This is a genomic window from Streptomyces sp. NPDC002144 (assembly GCF_053593695.1).
The window spans coordinates 65,121-90,216 of record NZ_JBSFDB010000007.1; the positions used below are offsets into that span (position 1 = coordinate 65,121).

The 25,096-nt window shown below is 71.4% G+C and carries 20 protein-coding genes, 1 tRNA gene and 1 pseudogene; 15 read left to right on the top strand and 7 right to left on the bottom strand.

Annotation, left to right across the window (positions count from 1 at the left end; translation table 11 throughout):
• Window positions 1–12: 12 nt before the first annotated feature.
• From ACWCQ1_RS12655 to ACWCQ1_RS12675, 5 genes are all read left to right on the top strand, one after another.
• On the top strand, window positions 13–978 hold the full coding sequence (locus tag ACWCQ1_RS12655) for a carbohydrate ABC transporter permease (protein WP_358592595.1): 966 nt from the start codon (window positions 13–15) through the stop codon (window positions 976–978).
• On the top strand, window positions 975–1,841 hold the full coding sequence (locus ACWCQ1_RS12660) for a carbohydrate ABC transporter permease (RefSeq protein WP_133045818.1): 867 nt from the start codon (window positions 975–977) through the stop codon (window positions 1,839–1,841). Before ACWCQ1_RS12655 ends, ACWCQ1_RS12660 begins: the two co-directional genes overlap by 4 nt.
• A 28-nt stretch (window positions 1,842–1,869) precedes the next feature.
• Window positions 1,870–4,767 (top strand): glycoside hydrolase family 2 TIM barrel-domain containing protein, encoded by a 2,898-nt coding sequence (locus ACWCQ1_RS12665; RefSeq protein ID WP_451026439.1) that lies wholly within the window; start codon window positions 1,870–1,872, stop codon window positions 4,765–4,767.
• Between the two features lie 131 nt (window positions 4,768–4,898).
• Window positions 4,899–5,894 (top strand): phosphotransferase enzyme family protein, encoded by a 996-nt coding sequence (locus ACWCQ1_RS12670; protein ID WP_451026440.1) that lies wholly within the window; start codon window positions 4,899–4,901, stop codon window positions 5,892–5,894.
• Window positions 5,895–5,972: 78 nt separating this feature from the next.
• Window positions 5,973–6,045 (top strand) — tRNA-Arg (locus ACWCQ1_RS12675).
• 90 nt (window positions 6,046–6,135) lie between these two features.
• Here the strand turns inward: ACWCQ1_RS12675 and ACWCQ1_RS12680 are convergent.
• Window positions 6,136–6,452, bottom strand: a pseudogene (locus ACWCQ1_RS12680) (tyrosine-type recombinase/integrase); the annotation flags it as partial.
• A gap of 687 nt (window positions 6,453–7,139) precedes the next feature.
• On the opposite strand from ACWCQ1_RS12680, the gene ACWCQ1_RS12685 reads away from it, so the two are divergent.
• Both ACWCQ1_RS12685 and ACWCQ1_RS12690 read left to right on the top strand, forming a co-directional pair.
• Window positions 7,140–7,532, top strand: a complete 393-nt coding sequence (locus ACWCQ1_RS12685) for an SMI1/KNR4 family protein (protein WP_451026441.1) — start codon at window positions 7,140–7,142, stop codon at window positions 7,530–7,532.
• A gap of 185 nt (window positions 7,533–7,717) precedes the next feature.
• Entirely contained in the window at window positions 7,718–8,125 is a 408-nt protein-coding gene (locus ACWCQ1_RS12690; RefSeq protein ID WP_451026442.1) for a hypothetical protein, read from the top strand.
• A gap of 331 nt (window positions 8,126–8,456) precedes the next feature.
• Here ACWCQ1_RS12690 and ACWCQ1_RS12695 read toward each other — a convergent pair whose 3' ends face one another.
• On the bottom strand, window positions 8,457–9,152 hold the full coding sequence (locus ACWCQ1_RS12695; RefSeq protein ID WP_451026443.1) for a response regulator: 696 nt from the start codon (window positions 9,150–9,152) through the stop codon (window positions 8,457–8,459).
• Entirely contained in the window at window positions 9,149–10,531 is a 1,383-nt protein-coding gene (locus tag ACWCQ1_RS12700; RefSeq protein ID WP_451026444.1) for a sensor histidine kinase, read from the bottom strand. Before ACWCQ1_RS12700 ends, ACWCQ1_RS12695 begins: the two co-directional genes overlap by 4 nt.
• Before the next feature lie 212 nt (window positions 10,532–10,743).
• Between ACWCQ1_RS12700 and ACWCQ1_RS12705 the strand changes: the two genes are divergently transcribed.
• The 3 genes from ACWCQ1_RS12705 to ACWCQ1_RS12715 all read left to right on the top strand — a co-directional run bounded on the left by ACWCQ1_RS12705 (window position 10,744) and on the right by ACWCQ1_RS12715 (window position 15,289).
• Window positions 10,744–11,448 carry an ABC transporter ATP-binding protein gene (locus ACWCQ1_RS12705; protein WP_451026445.1) on the top strand — a complete coding sequence of 235 codons (705 nt, stop codon included), beginning with the start codon at window positions 10,744–10,746 and terminating at the stop codon, window positions 11,446–11,448.
• Complete coding sequence (locus ACWCQ1_RS12710; protein WP_451026446.1) at window positions 11,445–13,889, top strand: FtsX-like permease family protein; 2,445 nt, start codon at window positions 11,445–11,447, stop codon at window positions 13,887–13,889. Before ACWCQ1_RS12705 ends, ACWCQ1_RS12710 begins: the two co-directional genes overlap by 4 nt.
• 437 nt (window positions 13,890–14,326) lie before the next feature.
• Window positions 14,327–15,289, top strand: a complete 963-nt coding sequence (locus ACWCQ1_RS12715; RefSeq protein WP_451026447.1) for an N-acetylmuramoyl-L-alanine amidase — start codon at window positions 14,327–14,329, stop codon at window positions 15,287–15,289.
• Window positions 15,290–15,344: 55 nt separating this feature from the next.
• Here ACWCQ1_RS12715 and ACWCQ1_RS12720 read toward each other — a convergent pair whose 3' ends face one another.
• Window positions 15,345–16,217 carry a helix-turn-helix domain-containing protein gene (locus ACWCQ1_RS12720; RefSeq protein WP_451026448.1) on the bottom strand — a complete coding sequence of 291 codons (873 nt, stop codon included), beginning with the start codon at window positions 16,215–16,217 and terminating at the stop codon, window positions 15,345–15,347.
• A 113-nt stretch (window positions 16,218–16,330) separates the two neighbouring features.
• Here ACWCQ1_RS12720 and ACWCQ1_RS12725 point away from each other — a divergent pair, with 113 nt between their 5' ends.
• Window positions 16,331–16,924 carry an NADPH-dependent FMN reductase gene (locus ACWCQ1_RS12725; protein ID WP_451026449.1) on the top strand — a complete coding sequence of 198 codons (594 nt, stop codon included), beginning with the start codon at window positions 16,331–16,333 and terminating at the stop codon, window positions 16,922–16,924.
• Here ACWCQ1_RS12725 and ACWCQ1_RS12730 read toward each other — a convergent pair.
• The gene (locus ACWCQ1_RS12730) at window positions 16,912–18,357 is read right to left on the bottom strand and encodes a flavin-containing monooxygenase (protein WP_451026450.1); all 1,446 of its coding nucleotides are present in this window, start codon (window positions 18,355–18,357) and stop codon (window positions 16,912–16,914) included. The two genes, ACWCQ1_RS12725 and ACWCQ1_RS12730, sit on opposite strands and share 13 nt — an antisense overlap.
• Before the next feature lie 148 nt (window positions 18,358–18,505).
• Here ACWCQ1_RS12730 and ACWCQ1_RS12735 point away from each other — a divergent pair, with 148 nt between their 5' ends.
• Window positions 18,506–19,327 (top strand): slipin family protein, encoded by an 822-nt coding sequence (locus ACWCQ1_RS12735; protein ID WP_451026451.1) that lies wholly within the window; start codon window positions 18,506–18,508, stop codon window positions 19,325–19,327.
• On the opposite strand, the gene ACWCQ1_RS12740 is transcribed toward ACWCQ1_RS12735, so the two are convergent.
• Window positions 19,272–20,462 (bottom strand): MFS transporter, encoded by a 1,191-nt coding sequence (locus ACWCQ1_RS12740; RefSeq protein ID WP_358592567.1) that lies wholly within the window; start codon window positions 20,460–20,462, stop codon window positions 19,272–19,274. The genes ACWCQ1_RS12735 and ACWCQ1_RS12740 overlap by 56 nt on opposite strands.
• 73 nt (window positions 20,463–20,535) lie before the next feature.
• Here ACWCQ1_RS12740 and ACWCQ1_RS12745 point away from each other — a divergent pair, with 73 nt between their 5' ends.
• The 3 genes from ACWCQ1_RS12745 (at window position 20,536) to ACWCQ1_RS12755 (ending at window position 23,059) form a co-directional block, all read left to right on the top strand.
• Window positions 20,536–21,531, top strand: coding sequence for a winged helix-turn-helix domain-containing protein (locus ACWCQ1_RS12745; protein ID WP_358592564.1), 996 nt, complete (start codon window positions 20,536–20,538; stop codon window positions 21,529–21,531).
• Window positions 21,532–21,540: 9 nt separating this feature from the next.
• Window positions 21,541–22,050, top strand: coding sequence for a glutathione peroxidase (locus ACWCQ1_RS12750; protein WP_133049530.1), 510 nt, complete (start codon window positions 21,541–21,543; stop codon window positions 22,048–22,050).
• A gap of 136 nt (window positions 22,051–22,186) precedes the next feature.
• Entirely contained in the window at window positions 22,187–23,059 is an 873-nt protein-coding gene (locus ACWCQ1_RS12755) for a MerR family transcriptional regulator (protein ID WP_451026568.1), read from the top strand.
• On the opposite strand, the gene ACWCQ1_RS12760 is transcribed toward ACWCQ1_RS12755, so the two are convergent.
• The gene (locus ACWCQ1_RS12760) at window positions 23,052–24,911 is read right to left on the bottom strand and encodes an MFS transporter (protein ID WP_358592561.1); all 1,860 of its coding nucleotides are present in this window, start codon (window positions 24,909–24,911) and stop codon (window positions 23,052–23,054) included. The genes ACWCQ1_RS12755 and ACWCQ1_RS12760 overlap by 8 nt on opposite strands.
• Between the last annotated feature and the right edge of the window lie 185 nt (window positions 24,912–25,096).

A 25,096-nucleotide genomic window follows, 5' to 3' on the forward strand; every position in this document is an offset into this window, starting at 1 on the left:
GAACACCACGACATGTCGACCACCACCACACGCGGGGTCGCCCAGCCCGCCCCGGCCAAGGCCTCTCCGGCCCGGCCGCGGCGGGGCCTGCGGGGCAACCCGACCTTCAACTTCTGGCTCTTCACCGGGCCGTTCCTCATCGGCCTGGCGACCTTCGTCTTCGTACCGATCGTCTGGAGCATCTGGCTCAGCTTCTTCGACGCCCGGTACACGGTCACGCCGAGCAAATTCATCGGCTTCGACAACTACAAGCAGATCCTGACCAACAGCAACTTCCCCAGCTCGCTGGTGACGTTCACCGTGTTCGCCGCGTTCATCGTGCCGACCACCTGGGCGCTGTCGCTGGGGCTCGCGCTGCTGGTGAACCGGCTGACCTTCATGCGGGCGTTCTTCCGGTCGGTGTTCTTCCTGCCGACCGCCGTCTCGTACGTGGCCGCCGCCCTCATCTGGAAGATGTCCATCTTCAACGGCGTCCGCTTCGGCCTGGCGAACACCGTCATGAGCTGGTTCGGCGTCGACAACACCGCCTGGATGTCCAACCCGAGCCCGCCCTGGTACTGGCTGGTCATCGTGACCCTGCGCCTGTGGATCCAGGCCGGCTTCTACATGATCCTGTTCCTGGCGGCGCTGCAGAACATCCCGCCGGAGCTGTACGAGGCCGCCGCCATCGACGGCGCCAAGCGGGGCTGGCAGACCTTCCGGTACATCACGCTGCCCCAGCTGCGGGCCACCTCGACCGCGGTGATCCTGCTGCTGCTCATCGCCGCGTACCAGGCGTTCGACGAGTTCTTCAACATCATCGGCACCAAGGCGACCTGGGCGCAGACACCGCTGATGGAGCTGTACAAAACGGCCCTCGGCACCGACCAGGACTACGGCGCCGGCAGCGCGGGCGCGGTCATCCTGTCCCTGCTGATCTGTATCGTCACGCTGGCCCAGGGCAAGATCATGGGCTTCGGAGGAGGGGAGGACAAGTGACCGTCACCACGCCGCACGCGGGCAAGGACCGCAAGAAGCGCGGAGGTGTCCTCGGCAACACCGGCCTGTACATCGCCGTAACCGTCGCCGCGTTCCTCTTCCTGATCCCCTTCTACCTGATCCTCCGCAACGCGCTGTCCACCGACCCGGAGATCACGGGCGAGAACTGGAAGCTGCTGCCCTCCTTCCAGTGGGGCAACATCTCCGAGCTCTTCGACGACCCGACCGTCGAGTTCGCCCACTCCATGTGGAACTCCACGGTGATCGCCGTCCTGAGCACCGTGGGCACCCTGCTGTTCTGCTCCATGGCCGGATACGGCCTGGCCCGCATCCCCTACAAGCACGCCAACAAGGTCTTCTACGTCGTTCTGGCGACCCTGATGGTCCCCACGGCCGTCACCTTCGTGCCCAGCTTCGTGCTGGTCTCCTCCCTCGGCTGGATCGACACCTACCGGGGCATGATCATTCCGGGTCTGTTCAGTGGTTTCACCTGCTTCCTTTTCCGGCAGTACTTCCTGGGATTCCCCAAGGAGCTGGAGGAGGCGGCGCGCGTGGACGGGCTCGGCTACTGGGGCGCGTACTGGCGGATCGTCGTACCCAACTCGCTGAACTTCTTCGCGGCGATCGCCACGATCACGTTCATCAGCGGCTGGAACGCCTTCCTGTGGCCACTGGTGATCGGCCAGGACCCGAGCGCCTGGACCGTGCAGGTCGCGCTCTCCTCCTTCATGACCAACCAGACCGTGAACTTCCATCTGATCTTCATGGCCGCCGCCATTTCCATCCTGCCCCTGGTGTTCGTGTTCCTCTTCCTCCAGCGCTGGCTGGTCCAGGGGATCGCGCAGACGGGCATCAAGGGCTGACGCCTTTCTCACCATGACCTGGAGACCGATGACTTCCCGCACCTCCCCCACCCTCGGCTCCGCTCGGGCGGGGGGACCCGCATCCACCGACTACGTCGAGGACGTCTCCCCCGGCAGCGGGGCGCTTCCGCCCCGCGCCTGGTACGCGACCTCCGACGCGAAGTCGCTTTCCCTGAACGGCAGCTGGCGGCTGCGTGTGTCGCCGACCGCCGACGCCGAGGACGACTCGTTCGCCGAGCCCGGATTCGACGCCGGGGACTGGGCCGAGGTCACGGTCCCGGGTCACTGGGTGCTCCAGGGCGACGGCGCCTTCGGCCTGCCCATCTACACCAACCACCTCTACCCCTTCCCCGTCGACCCGCCGCACGTGCCGACGGAGAACCCCACAGGCGACCACATCCGCGTCTTCGACCTGCCCGCGGACTGGCCCGCGGGCGGCGGCGCGGTGATCCGCTTCGACGGCGTGGAGTCCTGCGCCCGCGTCTGGCTCAACGGCACGGACATCGGCGAGTTCAAGGGCTCCCGGCTGCCGCACGAGTTCGCGGTCGGCCACCTGCTGAAGCCGGCCGGCAACGTGCTGGCCGTCCGCGTCCACCAGTGGTCGGCCGGTTCCTACCTGGAGGACCAGGACCAGTGGTGGCTGCCGGGCATCTTCCGTGACGTGACGCTGCTGCACCGCCCGGCCGGCAGCGCGCTCGACTTCTTCGTGCACGCCTCCTACGACCACCTCACGGGCGAGGGCACCCTGCGCGTCGACTCCGACGTCGACGGGCGGGTGCTCGTGCCCGCCCTGGACATCGATGTCGAGACGGGGACGACGGTCACGGTGCCGGTCCAGCCGTGGTCGGCCGAGGTGCCGAAGCTGTACGAGGGCGAGCTGGTCACCGAGGGCGAGCGGGTGCCGCTGCGCATCGGCTTCCGTACGGTCGCCCTGGAGGACGGCCTGATCAAGGTCAACGGGAAGGCGGTGCTGTTCAAGGGCGTCAACCGGCACGAATGGCATCCGGAGAAGGGCCGCGCCCTCGACGTTGCGACCATGCGCGAGGACGTGCTGCTGATGAAGCGGCACAACCTCAACGCCGTGCGCACCTCCCACTACCCGCCGCACCCCGCCTTCCTCGATCTGTGCGACGAGTTGGGCCTGTGGGTGATCGACGAGTGCGACCTGGAGACCCACGGCTTCACCGAGCAGGCCTGGCGGGACAACCCCGTCGACGACGATCGCTGGACCCCGGCCCTGCTCGACCGGGCCGCCCGTATGGTCGAGCGCGACAAGAACCATCCGTCGGTGGTGATCTGGTCGCTGGGCAACGAGGCCGGCACCGGCCGCGGCCTGACCGCGATGGCCGAGTGGATCCACGACCGCGACGCCTCGCGCCTGGTGCACTACGAGGGCGACTGGAACTGCCGCGACACGGACGTCTACTCACGGATGTACGCCGGCCACGCCGAGGTGGAGCAGATCGGCCGCGGCCTGGACGGCGGCACCCACAAGCGCCGCGAACTCCCCTTCATCCTCTGCGAGTACGGCCACGCCATGGGCAACGGCCCCGGTGGCATCGCCGACTACCAGCGCCTGTTCGAGACGTACGAGCGGCTCCAGGGCGGCTTCATCTGGGAGTGGATCGACCACGGCGTCACCCACCCCGAGCTGGGTTATGCCTACGGCGGCGACTTCGGCGAGGAGCTGCACGACGGCAACTTCGTCTGCGACGGCCTGGTCTTCCCCGACCGGCGGCCCTCCCCCGGCCTGCTGGAGTTCAAGAAGGTCATCGAGCCGGTCTCCCTCGAGGCCGCCGACGGCACCGTACGGGTCACGAACAAGCAGGACTTCGCCGACCTGTCCGCGTTCGCCTTCGAGTGGTCGTACCAAGTGGACGGCGAGAGCGTCGAGTCGGGCTCCCTGTCGGTGCCCGCGCTCGCCCCGGGCGAGTCGGCGGACGTCAAGCTGCCCGAACCGCCGGCCGACCACGGACGCGGCGAGTCACAGTGGACGGTACGGGCGCTGCTGGCGGCGGACACCGCGTGGGCACCGCGGGGCCACGAGGTCGCCTGGGGCCAAGTCCCGGTGTGCGCACGGCCGTTGCAGGCCGTCCCGGCCACCGACGGCCCCGTGCTCGGTGACCGCGTGATCACCCTCGGCCCGGCTTCCTTCGACGCCCGCACGGGCGCCCTGACGGCCATCGGCGACGTCCCGGTGACCGGCCTGCGGCTGGATGTGTGGCGGGCGACCACCGACAACGACGAGGGCGCCGGTTGGGACGACGGCATCCGGTACGCGGAGCTGTGGCGCAAGTACGGCCTGCACCGCATGCGCCACCGCATCGACTCCGTCGAGGCGACCGACGACGCGCTGACCGTCCGCACCCGGGTGGCGCCGGCCGCCTGGGAGTTCGGACTGGCGACCGTCTACCGCTGGACGTCCGACGGCAACCGGCTGCGGCTGACCGTGTCCGTGGGCCCGCAGGGCGAGTGGCCGGTGCCGCTGCCGCGGCTGGGCGTACGGTTCGGACTCGGCGCGGCGGACAGGGTGAGGTGGTTCGGCGGCGGCCCCGGTGAGGGCTACCCGGACACCAAGTCGGCGTCCCGCATCGCCCGTTACGAGTCCACGGTGGACGACCTCCAGACCCCCTACCTCCGCCCCCAGGAGAACGGCGCCCGCCCCGACGTCCGTTGGGCGGAGCTCGGCGGACTGCGGATCGAGGGCGAACCCGAGTTCCTCCTCACGGCCCGCCGCTGGACGACGGAACAACTCGACGCCGCCACCCACCGCACCGACCTCACCCCGGGCGACACGGTATGGGTCAACCTCGACCACGCCCACCACGGCATCGGCACGGCGTCCTGCGGACCGGGGGTGCTGCCGCAGTACCGGCTGGAGGCGGGACCGGCGGAATTCTCGTTCGTGTTCTCGCCGACGGGCTGATGTGATGCCCCTCTGAGAGGGCCGGGCGAGGCAAGGGCCGGAGAGCTCGAAGCAACGCGTGCCTCCCCGCCGCCCACGGCGGCGGGGAGGCGGTATTCCGCGCCCATCCCGCCGACACGAGGAGCTGCCCCATGTACGCCGCCGTAGACCACGTGACCGCGGCCTACGACCTCGGCACCGGCACCGGCACCGGCACCGGCCGCTGGACCATCGAGCCGGTCACCCGGGGCGCGCTGGGCCGGATCTGGAAGATGTCGGGACCGTCCGGCGACTGGGCGGTGAAGGAAATGCTCTTCGGCTGCGACGAGCGCCAGGTACGGCGCGAAGCCGCCTTACGCGACGCGTCCGCGGCCCTGGGTATCGCGTCCCCCCGCCTGCTGAGGAACGGCGAGGGTACGCACGTCACCCGTCTCCCCCCACACCTGGGCGGCTCCTGCCTGAAGCTCTACGACTGGGTGGACGGAACCGCCGCCGACCCCACCGCCCCGGAGATCCTGGCCTGGGTGGGCCGAAGCCTGGCCCAGCTCCACCGGGCCGGGGCAGGACCGACGCAGCCCCCGCACGCCTGGTACGAGAAATGCCCCACCACCTCCGAGTGGCAGGCCCTGCACCGAAAGGTCGCCGACTCCGCCCTCCCCTGGTCCGACGCCCTGGCGGACGTCGCCGCCAGATCGTCCGATCTCTCCCGCTACGTGACCCCGGCCGACCGCACCGCCCTGGTGACCTCCCACCTCGACGTCCAACCCCAGAACGTCCTGGTCGGCCGTGACGGCCCGGTCCTGATCGACTGGGACAACGCGGGACCGACGACACCGGCACGCGAACTGGCGTCGGCGGTGTTCGCCTGGTCGGGCAGGAACCGCCCGAACCCGGACGCGGCCCGGCACCTGGTCCGGGCGTACGTGGCGGCCGGGGGCCCCGGAACGATCCGCACCCCGCACGCCTTCTCCATGCTCCTCGCGACCAGCCTGAACTACGTCCATGTCCAGGCGGAAGCAGCGGCGGACCAGACGAGGACACCGGACGAACGGGCGTTCGCGGACGATCAGGTACGTACCTCCCTCACCGCCCTCCCGGACCTCCCCACGCTCTCCCTCCTGATCAAGGAACTCGCCCCCGAGTGGTGACCAACGCTCCAACCGGCCCCACCACCAGCCGCTACACTGTCACCGGTGACCCGGCCACCGGCCGACCACCAGATCCCAGCCTTCGTAGCTCAGGGGATAGAGCACCGCTCTCCTAAAGCGGGTGTCGCAGGTTCGAATCCTGCCGGGGGCACACGACTAAGGGCCAGCTCAGGGGCGTAATCCCCTCGAACTGGCCCTTTCCCATGATCCCGGCCGTGCCACACCCGTGCCACATGGCCCGCTAGGAGTCCGTCTCGCCCCGCTCCTTGCGGATCATCGAACCGAGTCGATCGGCGATCTCACGGTCACGGCCGTTGACCACGTGCTGATAGATCAGCGCGGCGCGCGGTGTGCTGTGCCCCATCCTGGTCATCAGCTCACGCAGGCTTCGCTCCGAAGGCGGCGAGGGTGTTCCCGGTGTGCCGAAGATCGTGGAACGCACGTCCGCCGTGATGCCCGCCCTGGTTCGCGCGTTGATCCAGTCGTCCCGGAAGTTGCTCCGTCGCAGCCGGCCACCCTGGGACCGACGAAGACGTGACCGTCACGGCCGGCCCCGGCCTGCATCTCTGCCTGTGAACGGCGGACCATGAGCGCGCCGTTGCTCCCATCCCGTACGCCATCGACCCAGGCAGAGCCGAGCAGACGCGGCCCATGGCGTACGGGATGGGAGCCGGGGAGCGTTGTGGTTCCTGCTAGCCAGGGCTGAAGCGGGTCGCGTGACTTCGGGTGCAACAATCATTGCGGAACAGGCCTGGGACGGGACCGTGATCCGGATCGAGCCGGTATGGACCTGGAGGAACTGGGTCCAGATTGCCGTTTTCCTCGCGTGGGGAGTCATGGTCGGACATTTCGGTGGTGACGGCTGGTGGTTCCTTCTCAGCCTTCTAGTCTTGATCGCCCAACTCGTGTATTTGCCCCGCACTGCGCCGTTCCGCCGGGTCAGGCCCGGCAACGCGGACTGACGATCGCCAGAGGGCAGCGCTTGTCAACGCAGCGTGCGGCGACTGACACCAACCGCTGACACCAACAAGCGCGAACAGCAGCGATCGAAGCCGGACCTCAGTGGACGATCTGCCGTGGCGCAGGCCCGGTTGGCCGACGTCGGTAGCCCCCGTGATCGACCTGATAAGGATGAGGCCAGACATCAAAGACTCGGCCTCGGGCGCCGGCCACACCGTCGGTCGGCGCCCTCGTAGCGGCTCGGTCATTGGGACTCCACCGACTAGACGCCGACAGCGAGGCCTCATGGCTGCGATCGATGAACAGATAGAGCAGGTGGAACGCCGTTTTGGCGTGCAGTTGCCGGAGGACTACCGGCTCTTCCTCAGGTCGCGAACCGGCATGAGCCAGTTCGTACCACCGGCCGACGACTACCTCATGCTGGACTCCGCTGACGAGCTGATCGACATCAACGAGGCCGGGGAGTTCCTGGAACGGTTCCCTGGCAGCCTGGTCATCGGTGGCGACGGTGCCCGCGAACTACTGACCTACGACTTCCGGCAAAGCCCGCCCCCGCTCGTCCTGCTGGACACAGCTGCCAGCGACTGGTCAGCAGCCATCCCGCAGGCGCCGTCCCTGACCGTCTTCCTGGACCAGTTCCCCGAAACCGGGTGGATCTGGGGCGGCGATTCCAGATGACCAGGCGAGGAGACGTCAGCGACCCGCTACGCCGATAGTTCGCATCGAGAGTGTTCACGTCGGCCTTGGACCGTTCTCCTTCTCTGCTGTGACCTGCAATGATTCAGCCCGAATCATCATTGCGAGAGGGTCCAGGCATGCAACCTGCGAGACCAGGCTGTCCCAACACCGCGTCTCGCCGGCGCATGAAGCGGCCGCGTGTTTCGCTGCTGGTCGCGCTCGGCATCGTTGCCATCTCCGTTACGGGGTGTGGCAGTTCCGATGACAAAGGGCTGCCGGTGCACGTGGTCAACGAGTCGGCTTGGGATGCCCACGTGTTCGGTTGCCCAGGGTGCGGAAAACTCGGCATTGCGATCGAAGGGGAACCTGACCGAAAGCCCGGCGAGAGCGGCGGTTCCCTCATGGGGTGGACCGAGGGACGCGCGTGGCCCAGGACGTACAAGGTCGTTGTCCGCGGAGTGGAGTCGGTCTGCCCATTCATCGACCCCGAGCCTGGTAAGGCGGAGGGCGCAGTGGGGACCCGTGACGTCATCTACGTAGTGGACCAGAGCGGGAAATGCGTCGAAGGCCCGGCGAGCATGGACGACTTCTGACACCAGCGGCCGGCACCAACAGCGTGAACAGCGGCGGTCAACACCAGATCTCAGGCGAGGGGCCGTGGCACTCTCGTGCCAGAACACGTGTGTCGCAGGTTCGAATCCTGCCGGGGCACGTCTTTGATCAAGGTCCCCGGAGGCGCCGTGCCCGGCGTCGGCGCCCTGGGGGGAGACGTGATGCGCAGCGCGGACGCCCGCGAGGCGCGCCGACGGCGGGCGGAGCTTTTCGCCTCGGTCTCCTCGAGCAGGACTGCCGGCGGTGGCAGGAGGGCTGCCGCGACTACGCCCCCGGACACGGGGCTCCTGGAAGGACGGGGGTGGGTGGTGGCTAGCGCTCGGTCGTGGTGCCGGCCGCCCCCGGCACGATCAGCCCCGTCTCGTAAGCCACCACCACGGCCTGGGCGCGGTCGCGGAGGGTGAGTTTGGAGAGGATGCGGGTCACGTGTGTCTTGACCGTGGCTTCGCTCAGGCCGAAGTGGGTGGCGAGTTCGGTGTTGCTGAGGCCGTTGCCCAGGGCGCGGAGGACTTCCCGTTCTCGGGGGGTGAGCGCCGCGAGGTCGCGGTGGAGGGGGGTGGTGTGGGGGGTGCCGTGGGAGACGAAGCGTTCGATGAGGCGTCGGGTGATGGCCGGTGCGAGCAGCGCGTCGCCGGTGCGGGCGAGGCGGACGGCCGCGACCAGGTGTTCGGGGGTGACGTCCTTGAGGAGGAAGCCGCTCGCTCCCGCGGTGAGGGCGGCGTAGACATAGCGGTCGAGGTCGAACGTGGTCAGGATGAGGACCCGGGGCGGATCGGGCACGAGGCCGGAGAGGATGCGCCGGGTGGCCTCCAGACCGTCGGTCCCGGGCATGCGGATGTCCATCAGGACCAGGTCGGGGCGGGTGCGGTGGACCGCGTCGATCGCCTCGTCGCCGTCCGAGGCCTCGGCGACGACCTCGATTCCGTCCGCGGCGAGGATCAGGCCGAAGCCGGTGCGGACCAGTATCTGATCGTCGGCGATCACCACCCGCGGCGGTGGCTCGCTCACGCCGGTTCCTCGACCGGCAGGACGGCGCGGACCCTGAAGCCACCGGTGGGCCGTTCCCCCGCCTGCAGGGTGCCGCCATGGACGGCGAGGCGTTCGCGCAGGCCCATCAGGCCGTAGCCGGCGGCAGCACTGGGGCCCGGGTCGACCGGGGACATCGCGGTGCCGCCCGTGTCGGACACCTCGATGTGCAGCGCGCCCGGGACGTGGTCGACGCTGACCCGTACCCGGGCGCCGGCCGCGTGCTTCACGGCGTTGGTCAGCGCCTCCTGCACCACGCGGTACGCGGCCAGCTCGACACCGGCGGGTAGCGGTACGGGAGTTCCGGTGACGGTCAGCTCGATGGGCACGCCGGTCTTGCGGACACGGTCGGTGAGGGCCTGCACATGCCCGAGTCCGGGTTGCGGCGCCAGATCAGCGTCCGTGACCGGGCCGGGGCCGTGATCACCATCGGCCGCCATCCTCAACAGGCCCATCACCTGCCGCAGTTCCGTCATCGCGGTGCGGCCCCCCGCCTCCACCGCCAGCAGTGCCTCGCGGGCACGGTCCGGGGCGGTGTCCATCACCTTGCGGGCCGCGCCTGCCTGGATGACCATCACGCTCACATTGTGGGTGACGACGTCGTGGAGTTCGCGGGCGATACGGGAGCGTTCGCGGTCGACGGCCAGCCGGGTCGCGGTCTCGTGGTTCTCCTCCAGGACCCGCAGGCGTTGCTTCCAGGTGTGGACGGCGTTGGCGGCCAGCCCGACCCCGAGCAGGGCGAGGAAAGGGACGACACCGGGCGTGAAGGACGGGAAGTTCTCGTCGTGGAAGACGCCCAGGAGGACGGCCCCGGCCAGCAGGCCGGCCAGCGCCCGCCCGCGGTACGGGCTGTACACGGCCGCGCTGTAGGCGGCGACCACGCAGGAGACGAAGGTGTAGACGGTCGGGTCGCCGCCGCCCAGCCGCTGGTTGAAGAGGAGGCACACCCCGGTCACCGCCCAGAACGCGGTCAGCGGATACCGGCGCCGTACCACCAGGGGCAACGCGGTCAGTGCGGCCAGGGCCAGTTGCCAGGCCTGGACCGTGCCGAAGTGCTGAGCCATGTCCGCCGGCGGGAAGGGGGCGTTCGGCGCGCTCGGCGGGGTCGGTACCGACGAGGGGGTCGACAGCACGACCGGCGGGAGGGGAACCGTGCCCCTGCCCTGGCGGTGGGCGGCGATCACCGTGCAGGCCGCCAGGACGACGGCGAGGATCGCGTCGGCCGCCCACATCCACCGGGACGGCCGCGGCAGCGGGCTGCGCTGCCGCAGCGCCGAGACGCTCGTCCTCCACCACTCCGCGATCTCCGCCGCGGCGCCCGCGGTCCCGCCCGTACGCACCGTCCCGACAGCCCCGCCCATGCGCACAGTGTGGCAAGCCCCGGAGACGGCCACATCCCTCCCGCGGCGGACGGCCGGGGACGGCTCGTACATCGCCCGCGTACATCGCTGGGATGACACGGCCGGAGGGTCATCCGGGGGCGGCAGCCGGTCTCGCCGTCACAGGCGACGCGGCCGCCGCGACCCGGCCCCTACCGTCGGGCCGAATCCGACCACCGGCCCGTGGAGGCACCGTGCCAGCGACCGCGCCCGTCATCGACATCCGTGATGTGACCAGGACGTACGGCGAGGGGCCGCCGGCGCTCGCCGACGTGACCCTGAGCGTGCGCGCCGGAGAGGCGGTCGCCGTGCTGGGGCCGTCCGGCAGCGGCAAGTCGACGCTGCTGAACCTGATCGCCGGGCTCGACCGGCCCAGCGCGGGCAGCGTCACCGTGGCCGGGCTGCGGGTGGACGGGATGGGCGAGGCGAGGTCTGCGGAGTTCCGGCGGACGAAGATCGGCATGGTCTTCCAGTTCTTCCATCTGCTGGACGACCTGACGGTCACCGACAACGTGCTGCTGCCCGCCCAGTTGGCGGGTCTGCCCCGGGCGCAGGCGCGGCGGCGGGCCGCCGGTCTGCTGGAGCATCTGCGCATCGACCGGCACGCGGACGCCTATCCCGGCCGGTTGTCGGGCGGGGAGCGGCAACGGGTCGCCGTCGCACGGGCCCTGATGAACCGTCCGGCGCTGCTGCTGGCCGACGAACCCACCGGCGCGCTGGACACAGCCTCCGGCGAGGACGTCCGGGAGCTCCTGGCCGAGCTCAACGCCGACGGACAGACGATCCTCCTGGTCACCCACGATCTGCGCCTCGCGGAGTCCTGCGCGACCAGGACCGTGGAGCTGGTCGACGGCCGCGTCATACGGGACACCGAGCACACCCCGGCGTTGACCCGATGAGCAGTCCCCGCAAGGCCGCCCTCACGCAACTACGCCTCCACTCCCCGGCGGTGACCGTGAGCGCTCTCGGCAAGGTCGTCCGGGCCGGAGTCGGGCGGCGGCGTCTGCAGACCGCCGTCATGATCCTCACCACGCTCATGGCCGTCACCGCGTCCGTGCTGGCCGCCGGACTGCTCGTCTCGGCCCGGGCGCCCTTCGACCACGGCTTCGCCCAGCAGCGAGGCGCCCATCTGACCGTCCAGTTCGACGGCACGAAGGTGACCCGCCGTCAAATAGCCGCTACCGCCCACGTGTCCGGCGTGAGCGCCGCCTCCGGCCCCTTCCGTACCCTCTCCCTGCGCCCGCGCACCGCCTCGGGGTCGGACGCGCTTCCGGCCGGTGTCGATCTGCCGCCGCTGACCGTCGTCGGCCGGGCGGACGCCGGAGGCCGCGTCGACGGGGTCAGGCTCGTCGCGGGTTCCTGGGCCACCCGGCCCGGACAGATCGTGGTGGCGTACGGCGGGATGCCCGTGCAGCCGGGGGCCCGGCTGACGTTTCCCTCCGCGCCCAGCGCCCCCACGCTGACGGTGGTGGGGGTCGCCCGGTCGGTGACCGGCACCGCGGACGCCTGGGTGACTCCCGCGCAGGCCGAGGCGTTGAGCGCGCGGGGCGGCCCGGTGTCGTACGAGATGCTCTACCGCTTCCGTCACGCGGGCACGGACGCCCAGGTCGCCGCCGACCGGGCCGCGATCGCCGCGGCGGTGCCGAAGGACGCGCTGAGCGGATCGCGGTCCTATCTGGCCGTACGGCAGCAGGAGACCGCCAACACGATGGCGTTCGTGCCCTTCCTGGCCGCGTTCGGGGTGCTCGGGCTGCTGCTGTCGGTTCTGGTCATCGGCATCGTCGTCAGCGGCGCGGTCGGCGCCGCGACCCGGCGCATCGGCATCCTCAAGTCCCTTGGTTTCAGCCCCGCGCAGGTCGTACGGGCCTATGTGGGGCAGGCGCTGATCCCGGCGGGCGTGGGGTGCGCGCTCGGGCTGGTGCTGGGCAATCTGCTGGCCGTTCCGGTGCTCGGCGAGGTCGGCACGGCCTTCGGCGGTCCGGAGGCGTCGGTTCCCGTGTGGATCGACGTCGTGGTGCCCGGGGCGGCCCTCGCGCTGGTCGCCGGGGCCGCTCTGGTGCCCGCGCTGCGGGCCGGGCGGCTGCGGACCGTGGAGGCGATCACCGTCGGACGTACGCCCGGTACCGGCCGGGGGCGTCTGGCGCGGCGGCTCGCGGGGCGGCTGCCGGTTCCGCGGGCGGTGGGGCTCGGGCTGGCGAACCCCTTTGCCCATCCGGCGCGTTCGGCGACGACGGCCGCCGCGGTCGCCTTCGGCGCCGCCACCGTCACCTTCGGGGTCGGGCTGGCCCTGACGCTCGGGGCCGTCCAGTCGGGCCGCATGCTCGACTCGGCCGGGTCCGTCATGGTGGCGGCCGGCGGCGGGCAGGCGCCGCCCGGTGCCCAGGCGGTCCACGCGGGCGGCGGCCCCGACGCGCCGAAGGCCGATCCCGCCCAGGTCGCCGCCGCGCTCCGCGCCCAGCACGGCACCAGCCGCTTCTACGGCATCGCGCAGGCGGAGGTGAGCGCGTCCGGGATCACCGGTGCCACCACCGTGGTGGCCTACCAGGGTGATACGGCGTGGGCGGCCCCGCAGATGGTCTCGGGCCGTTGGCTCGACGGGCCGGGGCAGGCGGTGGTCACCACCCGGTTCCTGAAGGCCGCCGGGATTCGGGTCGGGGACACCGTGACCCTGACGGAGCGGGGGCGGCGGGCCTCGGTGCGGATCGTCGGTGAGGCGTTCTTCACGGCGGGCGAGGGCATGGAACTCCTCACCCGGACCTCTACGCTCGCGGCATTGGGGCTGGACGCGACACCGGGCCAGTACGGCGTACGGACGAAGCCGGGGACGGACCTGGCGGGGTACCTGACCTCGCTCAACGCGGCTCTGCAACCGGTCGGTGCGGTCGCGCAGGCCAACACCGCGCAGGGGTCCGACGTGATCGTGACGATGGACGCACTGGTCGGGACGCTCACCCTGATGCTGGTCGCGGTGGCGGGCCTGGGGGTACTCAACACGGTCGTCCTCGACACCCGCGACCGCGTCCACGACCTCGGCGTCCTCAAGGCCCTGGGCATGGCGCCACGCCAGACCGTCGCCATGGTGGTCACCTCGGTCGCCGGGATCGGCCTGCTCGCGGGCGCGGTGGCGGTCCCGGCCGGCGTCGCCCTGCACCGGTACGTCACGCCGCTCATGGGCAAGGCCGTCGGCATGACCCTGCCCGCCTCGGACATCGCCGTGTACCACACGCCCGCGCTGGCGGCGCTCGGCTGCGGCGGGCTGGTCATCGCGGTACTGGGCGCCCTGCTGCCGGCCGGCTGGGCCGCCCGGACGGACACCGCCACGGCGCTGCGCACGGAGTGAGCACTCCGACCAACACCGCCACCGCGCTGCGCACCGAGCGAGCCACCCGGACCCACACCACCACCCCACTGCCCACCGGGTAAGCCACTCGAACCGACACCGCCACCGCACTACGCACCGAGCAAGCCGCCCAGACCCCCACCGCCACAACACAACGCACCGACCGAGCCACTCGAGCCACTCGACCCCGCACCACCACAGAACCGCGCACCACGTCCGCCGCCCCATGCGCCAACCCGCCTTCACCACACGCACGTTGGGCCGCGAGCGGCAAGAAGTCCGGTACCGAGTCCGCGCGCCTCAGGGCTTCCGGCCCCCTCACCCGGTACGAAAGCCCTCATACGATCCTGGCCGCCCCGCACGCGGTTCCATTCGTCAACTTGCTTCACAGGAAACCCGGTTACGTTCACCGGATCCATCCGAAAGGACCGCAAGTCATGGCCACACCCCTGACGGCCGCACAGATGCTCGCCGCGCTGAAGGCCGAGGGCCTCACCGTGCACGAGCACGCCGGCTGGAAGACCCACAACCGCGACGCGGCGACCGGCAAGAGCTTCGGTCCCGTGATCGGCGTACTGATCCACCACACCGCCGGTCACGGTGACAGGGAACTCTGCTACAACGGCAGATCGGACCTGCCCGGTCCGCTCTGCCACGCCTGGCTCGGCAAGACCGACGGCCTGTGGACGATCGCCAACGGCCGCGCCAACCACGCCGGCGGTGTCGACCTCGACGTCCTCAACGCCCTGCGCGCGGAGAAGCCCCTCCCCGTCGACAACCAGGCCAACGCCGACGGCAACGACGTCCTGTACGGCCTGGAGATCGAGAACCTCGGCGACGGCAAGGACCCGTACCCGGACGCGCAGTACGACCAGGCCGTGCTGTGGGCCGCCGCGATCTGCCGGGCGCACGGCTGGTCGGAGAAGTCGGTCGCCGGGCACAAGGAGGTCCAGCCCGGCAAGGTCGACCCGAGCTTCGACATGGACGACTTCCGCGCCGACGTGAAGAAGCAGCTCGCGACGGAACCGGCCAAGACCGCTCCTGCCCCGTCCAAGACCTCCCCCGCACCCTCCAAGACCCACCCCGCCCCTCCCAAGGCCGGCAAGCCCCGCGTCGACCTCTCCCGTCTCGTCCAGGCCGCGAAGACCGACCCGGGCGCCAAGCAGGGCCACGTCTCCTACATGGCGGGCACCAACCTCACCGAGGCGGCCCTGGTGAAACTGGGCTACCTCGCCAAGACCTACGCGGGCGACGGCTCCTTCGGTACGACCACGATCGCCGCGTACGCCAAGTGGCAGCGCCACCTCGGCTACAGCGGCGCCGAGGCCGACGGCATCCCCGGCAAGATCTCCCTGAGCAAACTGGGGGACACGACAGGTCTGTTCACGGTCGTCGCCTGACCATCGGGGCCGGTGGGTCAGGTCGTCGCCTGACCCACCGGGCCGGACCGACGCGTCACGAGATGGCGCGCAGCCGCCCGTGGGAGCGGCCTCGCAGGAGGTCCACCGCCTCGGCGGTGGCCTCGTCCTCGGGCAGCAGGACCACCAGTTGCTGCGCGTCCGAGGACACGTCGAGGACCTCGCGCAGCAGCCGCAGTTCGTGTCCCGAGGGATGGTTGAGGCGCAGGACCCCGCGCCGGGGGACCACATGACGGTTCAGGCGCCGGGTGAGATCGGGACCGGCCAGGGGGGCGAGCTCCGCGGTGAACCACTCGGAGGTCTCGACGGACGGCCCGAGCCACAGATCGAAGGCCTGCTCGTCGGCGACCTCGTCCCAGTCGGCGAAGAACGTCCGGGCGCGGGGGTCGGTGAAGACGTAGCGGGTCAGGTTCGGGATGTCGGTGTCGGTGTCGGTATCGGTGTGGGAATCGGTACCGGTGTCGAGGAGTCCGCTGCCGTTCATCACCGTCTCGAAGGCGGCGGTGCGGGCGAGGACGTCGCCCAGCTTGTTGGTGACCAGGGCGATGCCCGGTTCGAGCAGCCGCAGCGTCCGCAGGAGGGACGGCCGCACCTGCCGGGACGGCGGCGCGGGCCGGGGATGGGCGACGCACTCACCGCCGGTGATCTTCGCGAGGTAGCGGAGGTGGCCGCGCTCCGCCGGGTCGAGGCCGAGGGCGTCCGCGAGGGCGTTGACCACCGCCACCGACGGGTTGCGGTCGCGGCCCTGCTCGATACGGGTGAGGTACTCGACGCTGATGCCGGCCCGGGCGGCGAGGTCCTGCCGTCGCAGCCCCGGTGATCTGCGGCGACCGCGCTCGGGCAGGCCCAGCGACTCCGGCTGAGTGCTGTCGCGCCTGGCCCGGATGAAATCCCCCAGTGGCGTCCCCATGGGCCGAGCATAGGACGGAGTTCCCGGCCCGCGCAGTGGCTCAGGCTGGCCCTGCGGGGGCCAGCCTGAGCACGGTCTGGCTGCCCGCGCGGCGGACGTCGATCGTGGTGGGCATGGAGAACACACACAGGCTCGTCATCGTCGTCGGCAGCGTCCGGGAGGGCCGGTTCGGTCCGGTCGCGGCCTCCTGGGTGGCCGAACAGGCCCGTGCGCACGGTGGTTTCGAGGTCGAGGTCGTCGATCTCGCCGAGTACGACATCCCGTTGGCGCTGCCCGCCGAGTCGCCGAAGTACGCCGGGGCCGCCTACCCCCGGCCGGCCGGCATGGCGGCGCTGACCTCGGCGCTCGAGGGCGCCGACGCGTTCGTCGTCGTCACGCCCGAGTACAACCACAGCTATCCGGCCTCCCTGAAGGCGGCCGTCGACTGGCACTTCACCCAGTGGACGGCCAAGCCCGTCGCCTTCGTCAGCTACGGCGGCGCGGCCGGCGGCCGGCACGTGGTGCTGCACCTGGAGAACGTGCTGACCGAGCTGCACGCGGTCACCATCCGCGACGGTCTCGCCTTCCCGAACTACTTCACCGCCTGGCAGGACGGCCGTCCGCTCGACCCCGAGGCGTCCGGTTACGCCAAGTCCCTGCTGGACCAGCTGTCCTGGTGGGCGGCCACCCTCCGCGCGGGCCGTGACGCCGCGCCCTATCCCGCCTGAGGCCGGACGAACCGGAAGTCGGCGGGCGCCGGTTCACGGGTGCGGTCCGCGTACTCGCCCATGTAGCCCGGCCAGTTGGCGACGTCCCGGCCGTCCGGTGTGCGGTACCAGGACGAACAGGACTGCCAGGCCGTCCCCGAGAAGCGCGCCCGTACGGCCTCCACGCCCGCCTCCTCCACCTCCGGCCGCACGTCGAGGGCCGACGCGCCCGCGCGGCGGGCCAGTTGCAGGGCCCGGCGGACGTAGGCGGCCTGGGCCTCCAGGAAGAACAGGACGGAGCCGCCGGAGGTGTTGGTGTTGGGGCCGTACATGAGGAACAGGGAGGGGAAGCCGGGGACCATGATGCCGAGGTGCGCGCGGGCGCCCCGGGCCCACGCCTCCTCCATGGACCGGCCGCCCTCGCCCCGTACCGCCATCGGAAGCATGAAGGTGTTCGTACGGAACCCGGTCGCGTGGATCACGCAGTCCACGGCGTGCACCCGGCCGTCCTCGGTGAGCGGGCCCTCCCGGGTCATCCGGGTGATCGGGTCCGTGATCAGTTCGACGTTAGGGCGGCGCAGGGCGGGCAGGAAGTCGGAGCTGAGCAGGACGCGTTTGCAGCCGAAGGGGTAGTCGGGCCAGGCCTTGCGGCGCAGTTCGGGGTCGGGGAGCTGGCGGCGCATGTGGGCGGCCGAGAGAAGGGCGCCGACGCGGCCCGCCGTGCGCGGGTGGCGGATGCAGAGGGTGATCAGCTCGATGCCGTGGTACAGGAACCGCCGCCACAGCCGCCGCGCCCACGGCAGGCGCAGGGCGCGGTCGAGGGCCGCCGGCATCGGGCGGTCGGGGCGCGGCAGGAACCAGTTGCCGGTGCGCTGGAACACCGTCAAATGATCGACCAGGGGCGCGATTTCCGGCACCAGCTGGGCCGCGCTCGCCCCTGTCCCGATCACCGCCACCCGCTTGCCCCGCAGGTCGTGGTCCTGGTCCCAGCGCGCGGAGTGGAAGCTGTGCCCGGCGAAGTCGGCGAGGCCCTCCAGCGCGGGGAGCGCGGGCTTGTCCAGCTGTCCGGTCGCCAGCACGACCGCGTCCGCGACCCGTTCCTCCGCACGTCCCCCGCGCCGGGCGCGGACCGTCCAGGTGCAGCTCTCCTCGTCCCAGGTGCACGAGGTCACCGTCGTGTCCGGCACGACCCGGGGGGTGACGCCCAGGGCGTCCGCGGTCTCGCGCGCGTACCGCAGGATCTCGTCCCGGCGGGAGAACAGCCGCGGCCAGGTGGCTCGTTGGGCGAAGGAGTACGAGTAGAGGTGGCTCGGCACGTCGCAGGCGGCGCCCGGGTAGCGGTTGTGGAACCAGGTCCCGCCCAGCTCGGGGGCGGCCTCCAGCAGGGTCACGCCGTCCAGTCCGTGCCGCAGGAGTTCGGCCGCGACCGCGATGCCGCCGAAGCCCGCGCCCACCACGACGACCCTCGGAGCGGGTGCCGGCTCCGGGCGGTTTTCTTGACGTTCTCCTGACGCTCGTGAGCGCATCCGGTCAACTCCGTCCGGTGTCTTCTCCTCTGTCTCAGTCCTTTCGAGGATCGATCCTTCCGAGGAATGGAGTGCCATGGAAGGCACTGTGGTCGCGGTCGTGCTGGTGGCCCTGGTGGCCCTGCTCGTGCTGCGCAGCGGGATGCGGGTGGTCAACCAGGTCGAGCGCGGGGTCGTGTTCCGCTGGGGCAAGGCGCGTCCGGGGCACCGGAATCCCGGCATCACCTTCCTGATCCCCTTCGCCGACCGGATGCGCAAGGTCAACGTGCAGGTGGTGACCATGCCGGTGCCCACGCAGGAGGGCATCACCAAGGACAACGTCTCGGTCAAGGTCGACGCGGTCGTCTACTTCCGGGTCGTCGACCCGGCACGGGCCGCGATCGAGGTCCAGGACTACGTCTTCGCCGTCGGCCAGGTCGCCCAGTCCTCGCTGCGTTCCATCATCGGCAAGAGCGACCTCGACGACCTGCTCTCCGACCGTGAACGGCTGCACGAGGGCCTGGCCCTGATGATCGACAGCCCGGCCGCCGGCTGGGGCGTCCACATCGACCGCGTCGAGATCAAGGACGTCCAGCTGCCGGAGTCCCTGAAGCGGTCCATGTCCCGCCAGGCGGAGGCCGAGCGCGAACGCCGGGCCCGGGTCATCACCGCGGACGGCGAGTTCCAGGCCGCCCAGCAGCTCGCCAACGCCTCCCGCATCATGTCCGACACCCCGGAGGCCATGCAGCTGCGCCTCCTGCAGACGGTCGTGGAGGTCGCGGCCGAGAAGAACTCGACCCTGGTGATGCCGTTCCCGGTGGAACTGCTGCGGTACTTCGACAAGGCGGCCCAGCAGATCGGGGCTACGACTCCTGCGGCACCGGTACCCGCTCCGGCGCCCCCCGTCGAGCAGCCGTAGCGAGCGCCACCGTCACCCCGCCCGACGCGGCCGCCATGAGGGTCATCGCCGTGCCGGGCGTGGTGAGTTGGGCGATGGAGCCGGCCAGGGCCGCGGCCACGCCCTGCATCGTCAGCATGCCGGAGGAGTGCAACCCCAGGGCGTGGCCGGAGAGTTCGTCCGGGGTCAGGGCCATCAGCCGCTCCTGCTGGACGAGGCTCGCGCCGAAGCCGACCGAGGCCAGGGTCACGGCGACCGCGGCGAGGGGGAGCGCGGGGCGCAGGGCGAAGAAGAGGTAGGGGCCGGCCAGCAGCAGGAGCAGCGGCGTCGCCAGGCGCCGCCGTACGGCCGTCGGGACCAGGCGGCCGACGGTGACGTCCCCGGCGAACATGCCCAGCGCCCCGCAGGCGAACAGCGCGCCGGCGGCGTGGGGCGCGTAGGAGACGTAGAGCGACTCGCAGCCCACGACGAGGCCGTTGGGCAGCCACAGGCCCAGATAGGTGAGGCGGCGCGGGCGGTCGGACCACAGCAGGGCGTTGGTGCGCCAGGTCGCCGAGACGGACGGGCGGCCCGAGGAGCGCGGCGGGCGCTCGGTCAGCCCCAGGCGCATGCCGAGGGCGGTCGTGGCGTAGAGCGCGGCCGCCAGCAGCAGACAGACCTGCGGGGACAGGAAGGCCAACAGGGCCCCACCGGTCGCGAACCCGGTGATCTGCATCAGCCCGGAGAGCATGTTGAACACCGAACGCCCCAGCAGATAGCCGTCCTTGGACAGGATCTCGTTCAGCAGCCCCCAGCGCACTCCCCCGCCCAGCGAGGCGACCAGGCCCTGCAGGAGGACGACGCCGAAGACCGCCCCGATCGGCAGGCCGGGCAGCGCGAGGACCGCCGTACTGGCCGCGAAGGCGAGGGCGACGCCGGTCAGCGCCGTGCGCGGGCGCAGCCGGTCGGCGCCCGACAGCAGCAGGGAGGCGCCGAGCACCTGGGCGAGCTGCGGCCCGAACATGCTCACCGCCGACAGCAGCGGCGAGTCGGTCGCGCGGAACACCAGGGTGCCGAGCGCCAGCCCGCCGACCGTCTGCCCCACGGTGTGGGTGGCGGAGGCGAGGAAGAACGGGGTGAACTCGGGCGTGCGGAAAAGCTCTCGGTAACTGCGCATGCGGGGAGTCTCCGGAGGGCGGGAAAGCGGGCGTTAGTGTTTCGCGCGAGCGCGAAAGGTCACTGGGGGTGGCATGGGCTGGTGGCAGATCAACGCGGACACCCTCGCGGGCAGCCGGTTCGTCCTGTCCCCGCTCGCCGAGACCCTCGCGTCGCTGAAGCTGCTGCACGCGGGCGAGGCCGCGCACCCGGGCGAGCAGGTCTGGCTGGGCCGGCATCTGCCCGCCTACCGCGCGCTGCTGGCCGCCGACCCCGTCACCGCGCTGCTGGTGCGCGCCGGGCTCGGCCGGGTGTGGACCGCGGACTTCCTCGCCCCGACCCCGCGGGACGGGGAGGGCGTCGAGGAGGGCCTCGGCCGCGTCCGGGCCACGCCCGCCGACCGGGCCCGCGCCGACCTCGTCGTCGCCCTGGCCGGCGGCCCGCTCCCCGCCGCCCTGGACCGCGACGACCTGCCCGAACGCGCGGCCGGTCTGCTCTCCCGCGTGTGGACCGAGACCGTACGGCCGTACTGGGACCGGCGCCGACGGGTCCTGGAGGCCGATGTCGTCGCCCGCACCGCGCAGGTCAGTCAGGGCGGCTGGGCTGCCGTGCTGGACGAACTGCGGCCGGGGCGGACCCGGTGGCTCGGTGAGAACCGGCTCCAGGTGAACCTGCACGAGTATCCGCCCCGCGAGATCTCCGGCGCCGAGCTCGTCTTCGTGCCCGTGACCCCGCAGCGGCAGGGCGGCTGGGTCTCCTGGGAGGACGCCCGGGAGCGGTACGCCCTGGTCTATCCGTGCGCGGGCGTGCTGTCGGGCGGTGAGCGCAGGGCCGTGCCGGCGGCCCTCGGCGCGCTGCTCGGGGCGGCGCGGGCCGAGGTGCTGGTGCTGCTCGACTCGCCGCTCAGCACGACCCAGTTGGTGGCGGTGACCGGGCAGGCGCTGGGGTCCGTCGGCCGGCATCTGAAGGTGCTGCTGGACGCCGGCCTGGTGGAACGCCGCCGTGCGGGGCGGTCGGTGCTGTACTCCCGTACACCGGCCGGACACGTCCTGGTGGAGGCCCGGAAACGGGCCGACACTTACCGGAGTTAGCATCCGGTTATGACGACTGCAGAGAGCAACGGCGCCGCTCCCCTCGACGTGGAGATCGGCGCCCTCCAGGGTGGATCAGCCGACCTGTCCCAGTACGCGGGCAAGGCGGTCCTCATTGTGAACGTGGCCTCCAAGTGCGGGCTGACCCCGCAGTACAACGGGCTCGAGCGCCTCCACGAGCGCTACGCCGAGCAGGGCTTCACCGTCCTCGGCGTGCCCTGCAACCAGTTCATGGGGCAGGAGCCGGGCAGCGCCGAGGAGATCGCCGAGTTCTGCTCGGCGACCTACGGCGTGACGTTTCCGCTCACCGAGAAGATCGAGGTGAACGGCGAGAACCGGCACCCCCTCTACGACCGCCTGACCGGCTTCGCCGACGCCGAGGGCCACGACGGGGACATCCGCTGGAACTTCGAGAAGTTCCTGATCGGCCGCGACGGCAAGGTCGTCGCCCGCTTCTCCCCGCAGACCGAGCCGGAGGCGGCGGAGGTCGTGACCGCCGTCGAGAGCGCCCTCGCCTAGCCATCCGTTGACCTTGCCCCTGGGGCAGGCCCGAGCGTTCCCGTCACCGGGCGGAAAGGACCCGTCCGGTGACGGAGGACGAGCGAGCCGAAGGGGCGCGCCGGTGTCGAGCCGCCCAGTGAGAGGGGCTGCTGTGGTGGACGAGGAACTGCTCACCATCGGCGCGTTCGCCGCGCGGGCGCGGCTGTCGGCGAAGGCCCTGCGGCTGTACGACCGGCTCGGGCTGCTGGCGCCGGCGCAGGTGGACGAGCTGAGCGGCTACCGCTACTACCGCGCGGAGCAGGTGGAACGCGCCCGGCTCGTGGCGCTGCTGCGGCAGCTCGACATGCCCCTCGCCCGGATCGCCGAGGTGGTCGAGGCGGAGGGCGCCGCGGGCGCCGACCTGCTCGCCGGTTACTGGGCGGACGTGGAGACGCGCTTCGCCGGGCAGCGGACGCTCGCCGAGTACCTCCGTGGACGGCTGTCGGGGAGGAGCTCCGAGATGTACGGGAAGTTCGTGGTCGAGACGGTGGACGTACCGGAGCGGGTGGTGATCACCGAGTCGCGGCACACGCTGGCGGACGAGCTGCCGGCGTGGATCGGGGCCTCGCTCGGACGCCTGGAGGAGGCGGCCCGCGCCTGCGGGGGCGTGACGGCGGCGCCGTACGTCGTCTACCACTCCGAGGTGTCCATGGAGAGCGACGGCCCGGCGGAGTCCTGCGTGCCGGTCGCGGACGCGGCGGCGGCACGGGCGTGGGCGGCCGGGCGGGGACGGGCCCGGGAGACCGGGGTGCGCGTGGAGCCGGCCCAGCGGCTGGCCTACACCCGCATCACCAAGGCGCAGGTGGCCCACCCGCAGATCCTGGCCGCGTTCGAGGCGGTGGAGGAGTGGATGGCGCGGGAGGGCCTGGAGACGGCGGGCCCCTGCCGCGAGGTCTACTTCGCGGACTGGGACGCGGCGGGCGCGGAGGACGAGGTGTGCGACGTGGCGTTCCCCGTCAGGCGACCGGGTGAGCGCCTGATCACTTGAGCTCGTCGGGGCAGGGCGTACCGCGGGGCAGCGTGTAGGGGGCCGCCAGGCGGTACGTGCCCGCCTTCGGGGCGATCAGCATGGTCCACCGGTCGCCGTTCGCGTCCTTCTCCGTCTCCATCAGGCAGCCGTTGACGTTGTCGTACGACTTCGGCTGCCCCTCCGCCCGGTGCTTGGACGCCTCCGTCTCCTGCGGCGGCTTGAGCTTCTTGCCGTCGGCGTCGACGATGCTCAGCCACGGCGAGTACGGGATCTTGATGAGGATGCGGCCGGCCTTCTTGACGTCCATCGTCATCTCGCCCTGCTCGGCCCGGTCGACCACCGTGTTCGGCTCGGCCAGCGGGGCGGCGTCGGTGACCCGGAACAGCTGCCAGTTGGCGTCGCCCCAGATCTGCGTCAGATACGGCATGCCCCGCTGCACCAGCTCCCGCTCGCGCTCCCCGCCGTCGCCGTCCGGCTCGTCCTTGGGCAGCACGACGAAGTGGACGGCCCAGCGCTGCAGCCACTCGTGGTAGTTCGCCGAGTTGAGCGTGTCGTCGTAGAAGAGCGGGTTGCGCTCCATGTCGGCCTGGCGGTTCCAGCCGCGGGCGAGGTTGACGTACGGCGCGAGGGCGGAGGCCTCGCGGTGGGAGCGGGCCGGGACGACCTCCACGCGGCCCTTCTCGGCACCGACCTTCTGGAGCTGGTTGACCAGCGGCGCGAGCTCGCGCGCCCAGGACGCGGTCGGGGTGGTGTGGACGACGTCGTCCACCGCCTTGAAGCCGACCCAGAAGACGAAGCCGGCGATGGCCACCCAGGTCAGGTACCACTCGCGGGAGCGCGGCACCTTGAACGGCAGCACCGCCACCAGCGCGACCCCCGCGAACAGCATCGCCAGCCGGGTGATGTTGGAGCCGATCTGCGAGCTGACCAGCCAGACGCCGAGCACACCGAGGCCGTACACGACGGAGGTGAGCCGGACCGTCGTCCACTGCCTGGGGGTGAGCGCGAAGACGAAGACCGCGTAGATGAAGGGCAGGATCGCCGAGGCGATCATCATCGGCTGGGTGCCCGAGAAGGGGAACAGCCAGGCCGAGACCGCCACCACCACGGCGGGCGCGATCCCGAGCGCCCAGGCGCCGGGCCGCCGTTTCTGCAGGAACAGCGCGACGGCGACCAGCCCCACGAACAGGCCGGCGACGGGCGAGGCCATGGTGGCCAGGGCCGCCAGGACGGCCGCGCAGGCGGCCTTCGCGCCCCGCTTGTGACGCCACTTGTACGGCCAGCAGAAGACGACGGCGACCGCGCCCAGCGCGAACACCGTGCCCAGTCCGAAGGTGACGCGTCCGGAGGCCGCGTTGCACAGGAAGGCGTAGACCCCCGCCAGCGAGGCCCACAGCGGGTTCTTCACCGACCGGCTGCGGATGAGGATCATGGTGAGCAGCCCGGCGGAGACCGTCCCCGCGATCATCATGGTCGTCCGGACGCCGAGCACCGACATCAGATACGGCGACACCATGCTGTACGACACCGGGTGCATCCCGCCGTACCAGGCGAGGTTGTACGCCGAGTCGGGGTGCCGGCCGACGAACTCCGCCCACGCGTCCTGGGCCGCGAGGTCACCGCCACTGTTCGCGAACGTGAAGAACCAGACGATGTGCAGCACACCCGACAGGGCGGTCATCGACAGCACCGGGTGACGCAGCAGGCGCTCGCGCAGGGCGTGGAAGGCCCGAATCGCCCTGGCTCTGGCGGAGGAGTCCGTACGACCGCTCTCGTGCCGGTCGTCGCGCGGTGCGGGCACGCGTATTCGCGGGCCGGTTCCCGGGCCCGGGTCGGGGTCGTCGGCGCGTGTCGGCTCCGCAGTGGCCACCTGAAGGCACTCCCCGTGGGTGTCCTGTCTTGTGTTGAGAGACGCGTCCCGTTGGCCGTCCGTTGCCGACCACGTCCCGGGGCGTTCCCCGGCCGCGTCCCGTGGGCGGCGACCTGCCCCGTTTCGTGACGCTAGCACGCACCCCGCCGGACGGCTCCCAGGTGGGCCCGCCGACGGGGTACGTG

What these genes read in the sequence shown, in the direction of transcription:
- ACWCQ1_RS12655 (WP_358592595.1), top strand. Translation starts at nt 13, where the DNA reads ATGTCGACCACCACCACACGCGGGGTCGCCCAGCCCGCCCCGGCCAAG.
- ACWCQ1_RS12665 (WP_451026439.1), top strand. Translation starts at nt 1,870, where the DNA reads ATGACTTCCCGCACCTCCCCCACCCTCGGCTCCGCTCGGGCGGGGGGA.
- ACWCQ1_RS12670 (WP_451026440.1), top strand. Translation starts at nt 4,899, where the DNA reads ATGTACGCCGCCGTAGACCACGTGACCGCGGCCTACGACCTCGGCACC.
- ACWCQ1_RS12685 (WP_451026441.1), top strand. Translation starts at nt 7,140, where the DNA reads ATGGCTGCGATCGATGAACAGATAGAGCAGGTGGAACGCCGTTTTGGC.
- ACWCQ1_RS12690 (WP_451026442.1), top strand. Translation starts at nt 7,718, where the DNA reads ATGAAGCGGCCGCGTGTTTCGCTGCTGGTCGCGCTCGGCATCGTTGCC.
- ACWCQ1_RS12700 (WP_451026444.1), bottom strand. Translation starts at nt 10,531, where the DNA reads ATGGGCGGGGCTGTCGGGACGGTGCGTACGGGCGGGACCGCGGGCGCC.
- ACWCQ1_RS12710 (WP_451026446.1), top strand. Translation starts at nt 11,445, where the DNA reads ATGAGCAGTCCCCGCAAGGCCGCCCTCACGCAACTACGCCTCCACTCC.
- ACWCQ1_RS12715 (WP_451026447.1), top strand. Translation starts at nt 14,327, where the DNA reads ATGGCCACACCCCTGACGGCCGCACAGATGCTCGCCGCGCTGAAGGCC.
- ACWCQ1_RS12720 (WP_451026448.1), bottom strand. Translation starts at nt 16,217, where the DNA reads ATGGGGACGCCACTGGGGGATTTCATCCGGGCCAGGCGCGACAGCACT.
- ACWCQ1_RS12725 (WP_451026449.1), top strand. Translation starts at nt 16,331, where the DNA reads ATGGAGAACACACACAGGCTCGTCATCGTCGTCGGCAGCGTCCGGGAG.
- ACWCQ1_RS12735 (WP_451026451.1), top strand. Translation starts at nt 18,506, where the DNA reads ATGGAAGGCACTGTGGTCGCGGTCGTGCTGGTGGCCCTGGTGGCCCTG.
- ACWCQ1_RS12740 (WP_358592567.1), bottom strand. Translation starts at nt 20,462, where the DNA reads ATGCGCAGTTACCGAGAGCTTTTCCGCACGCCCGAGTTCACCCCGTTC.
- ACWCQ1_RS12745 (WP_358592564.1), top strand. Translation starts at nt 20,536, where the DNA reads ATGGGCTGGTGGCAGATCAACGCGGACACCCTCGCGGGCAGCCGGTTC.
- ACWCQ1_RS12750 (WP_133049530.1), top strand. Translation starts at nt 21,541, where the DNA reads ATGACGACTGCAGAGAGCAACGGCGCCGCTCCCCTCGACGTGGAGATC.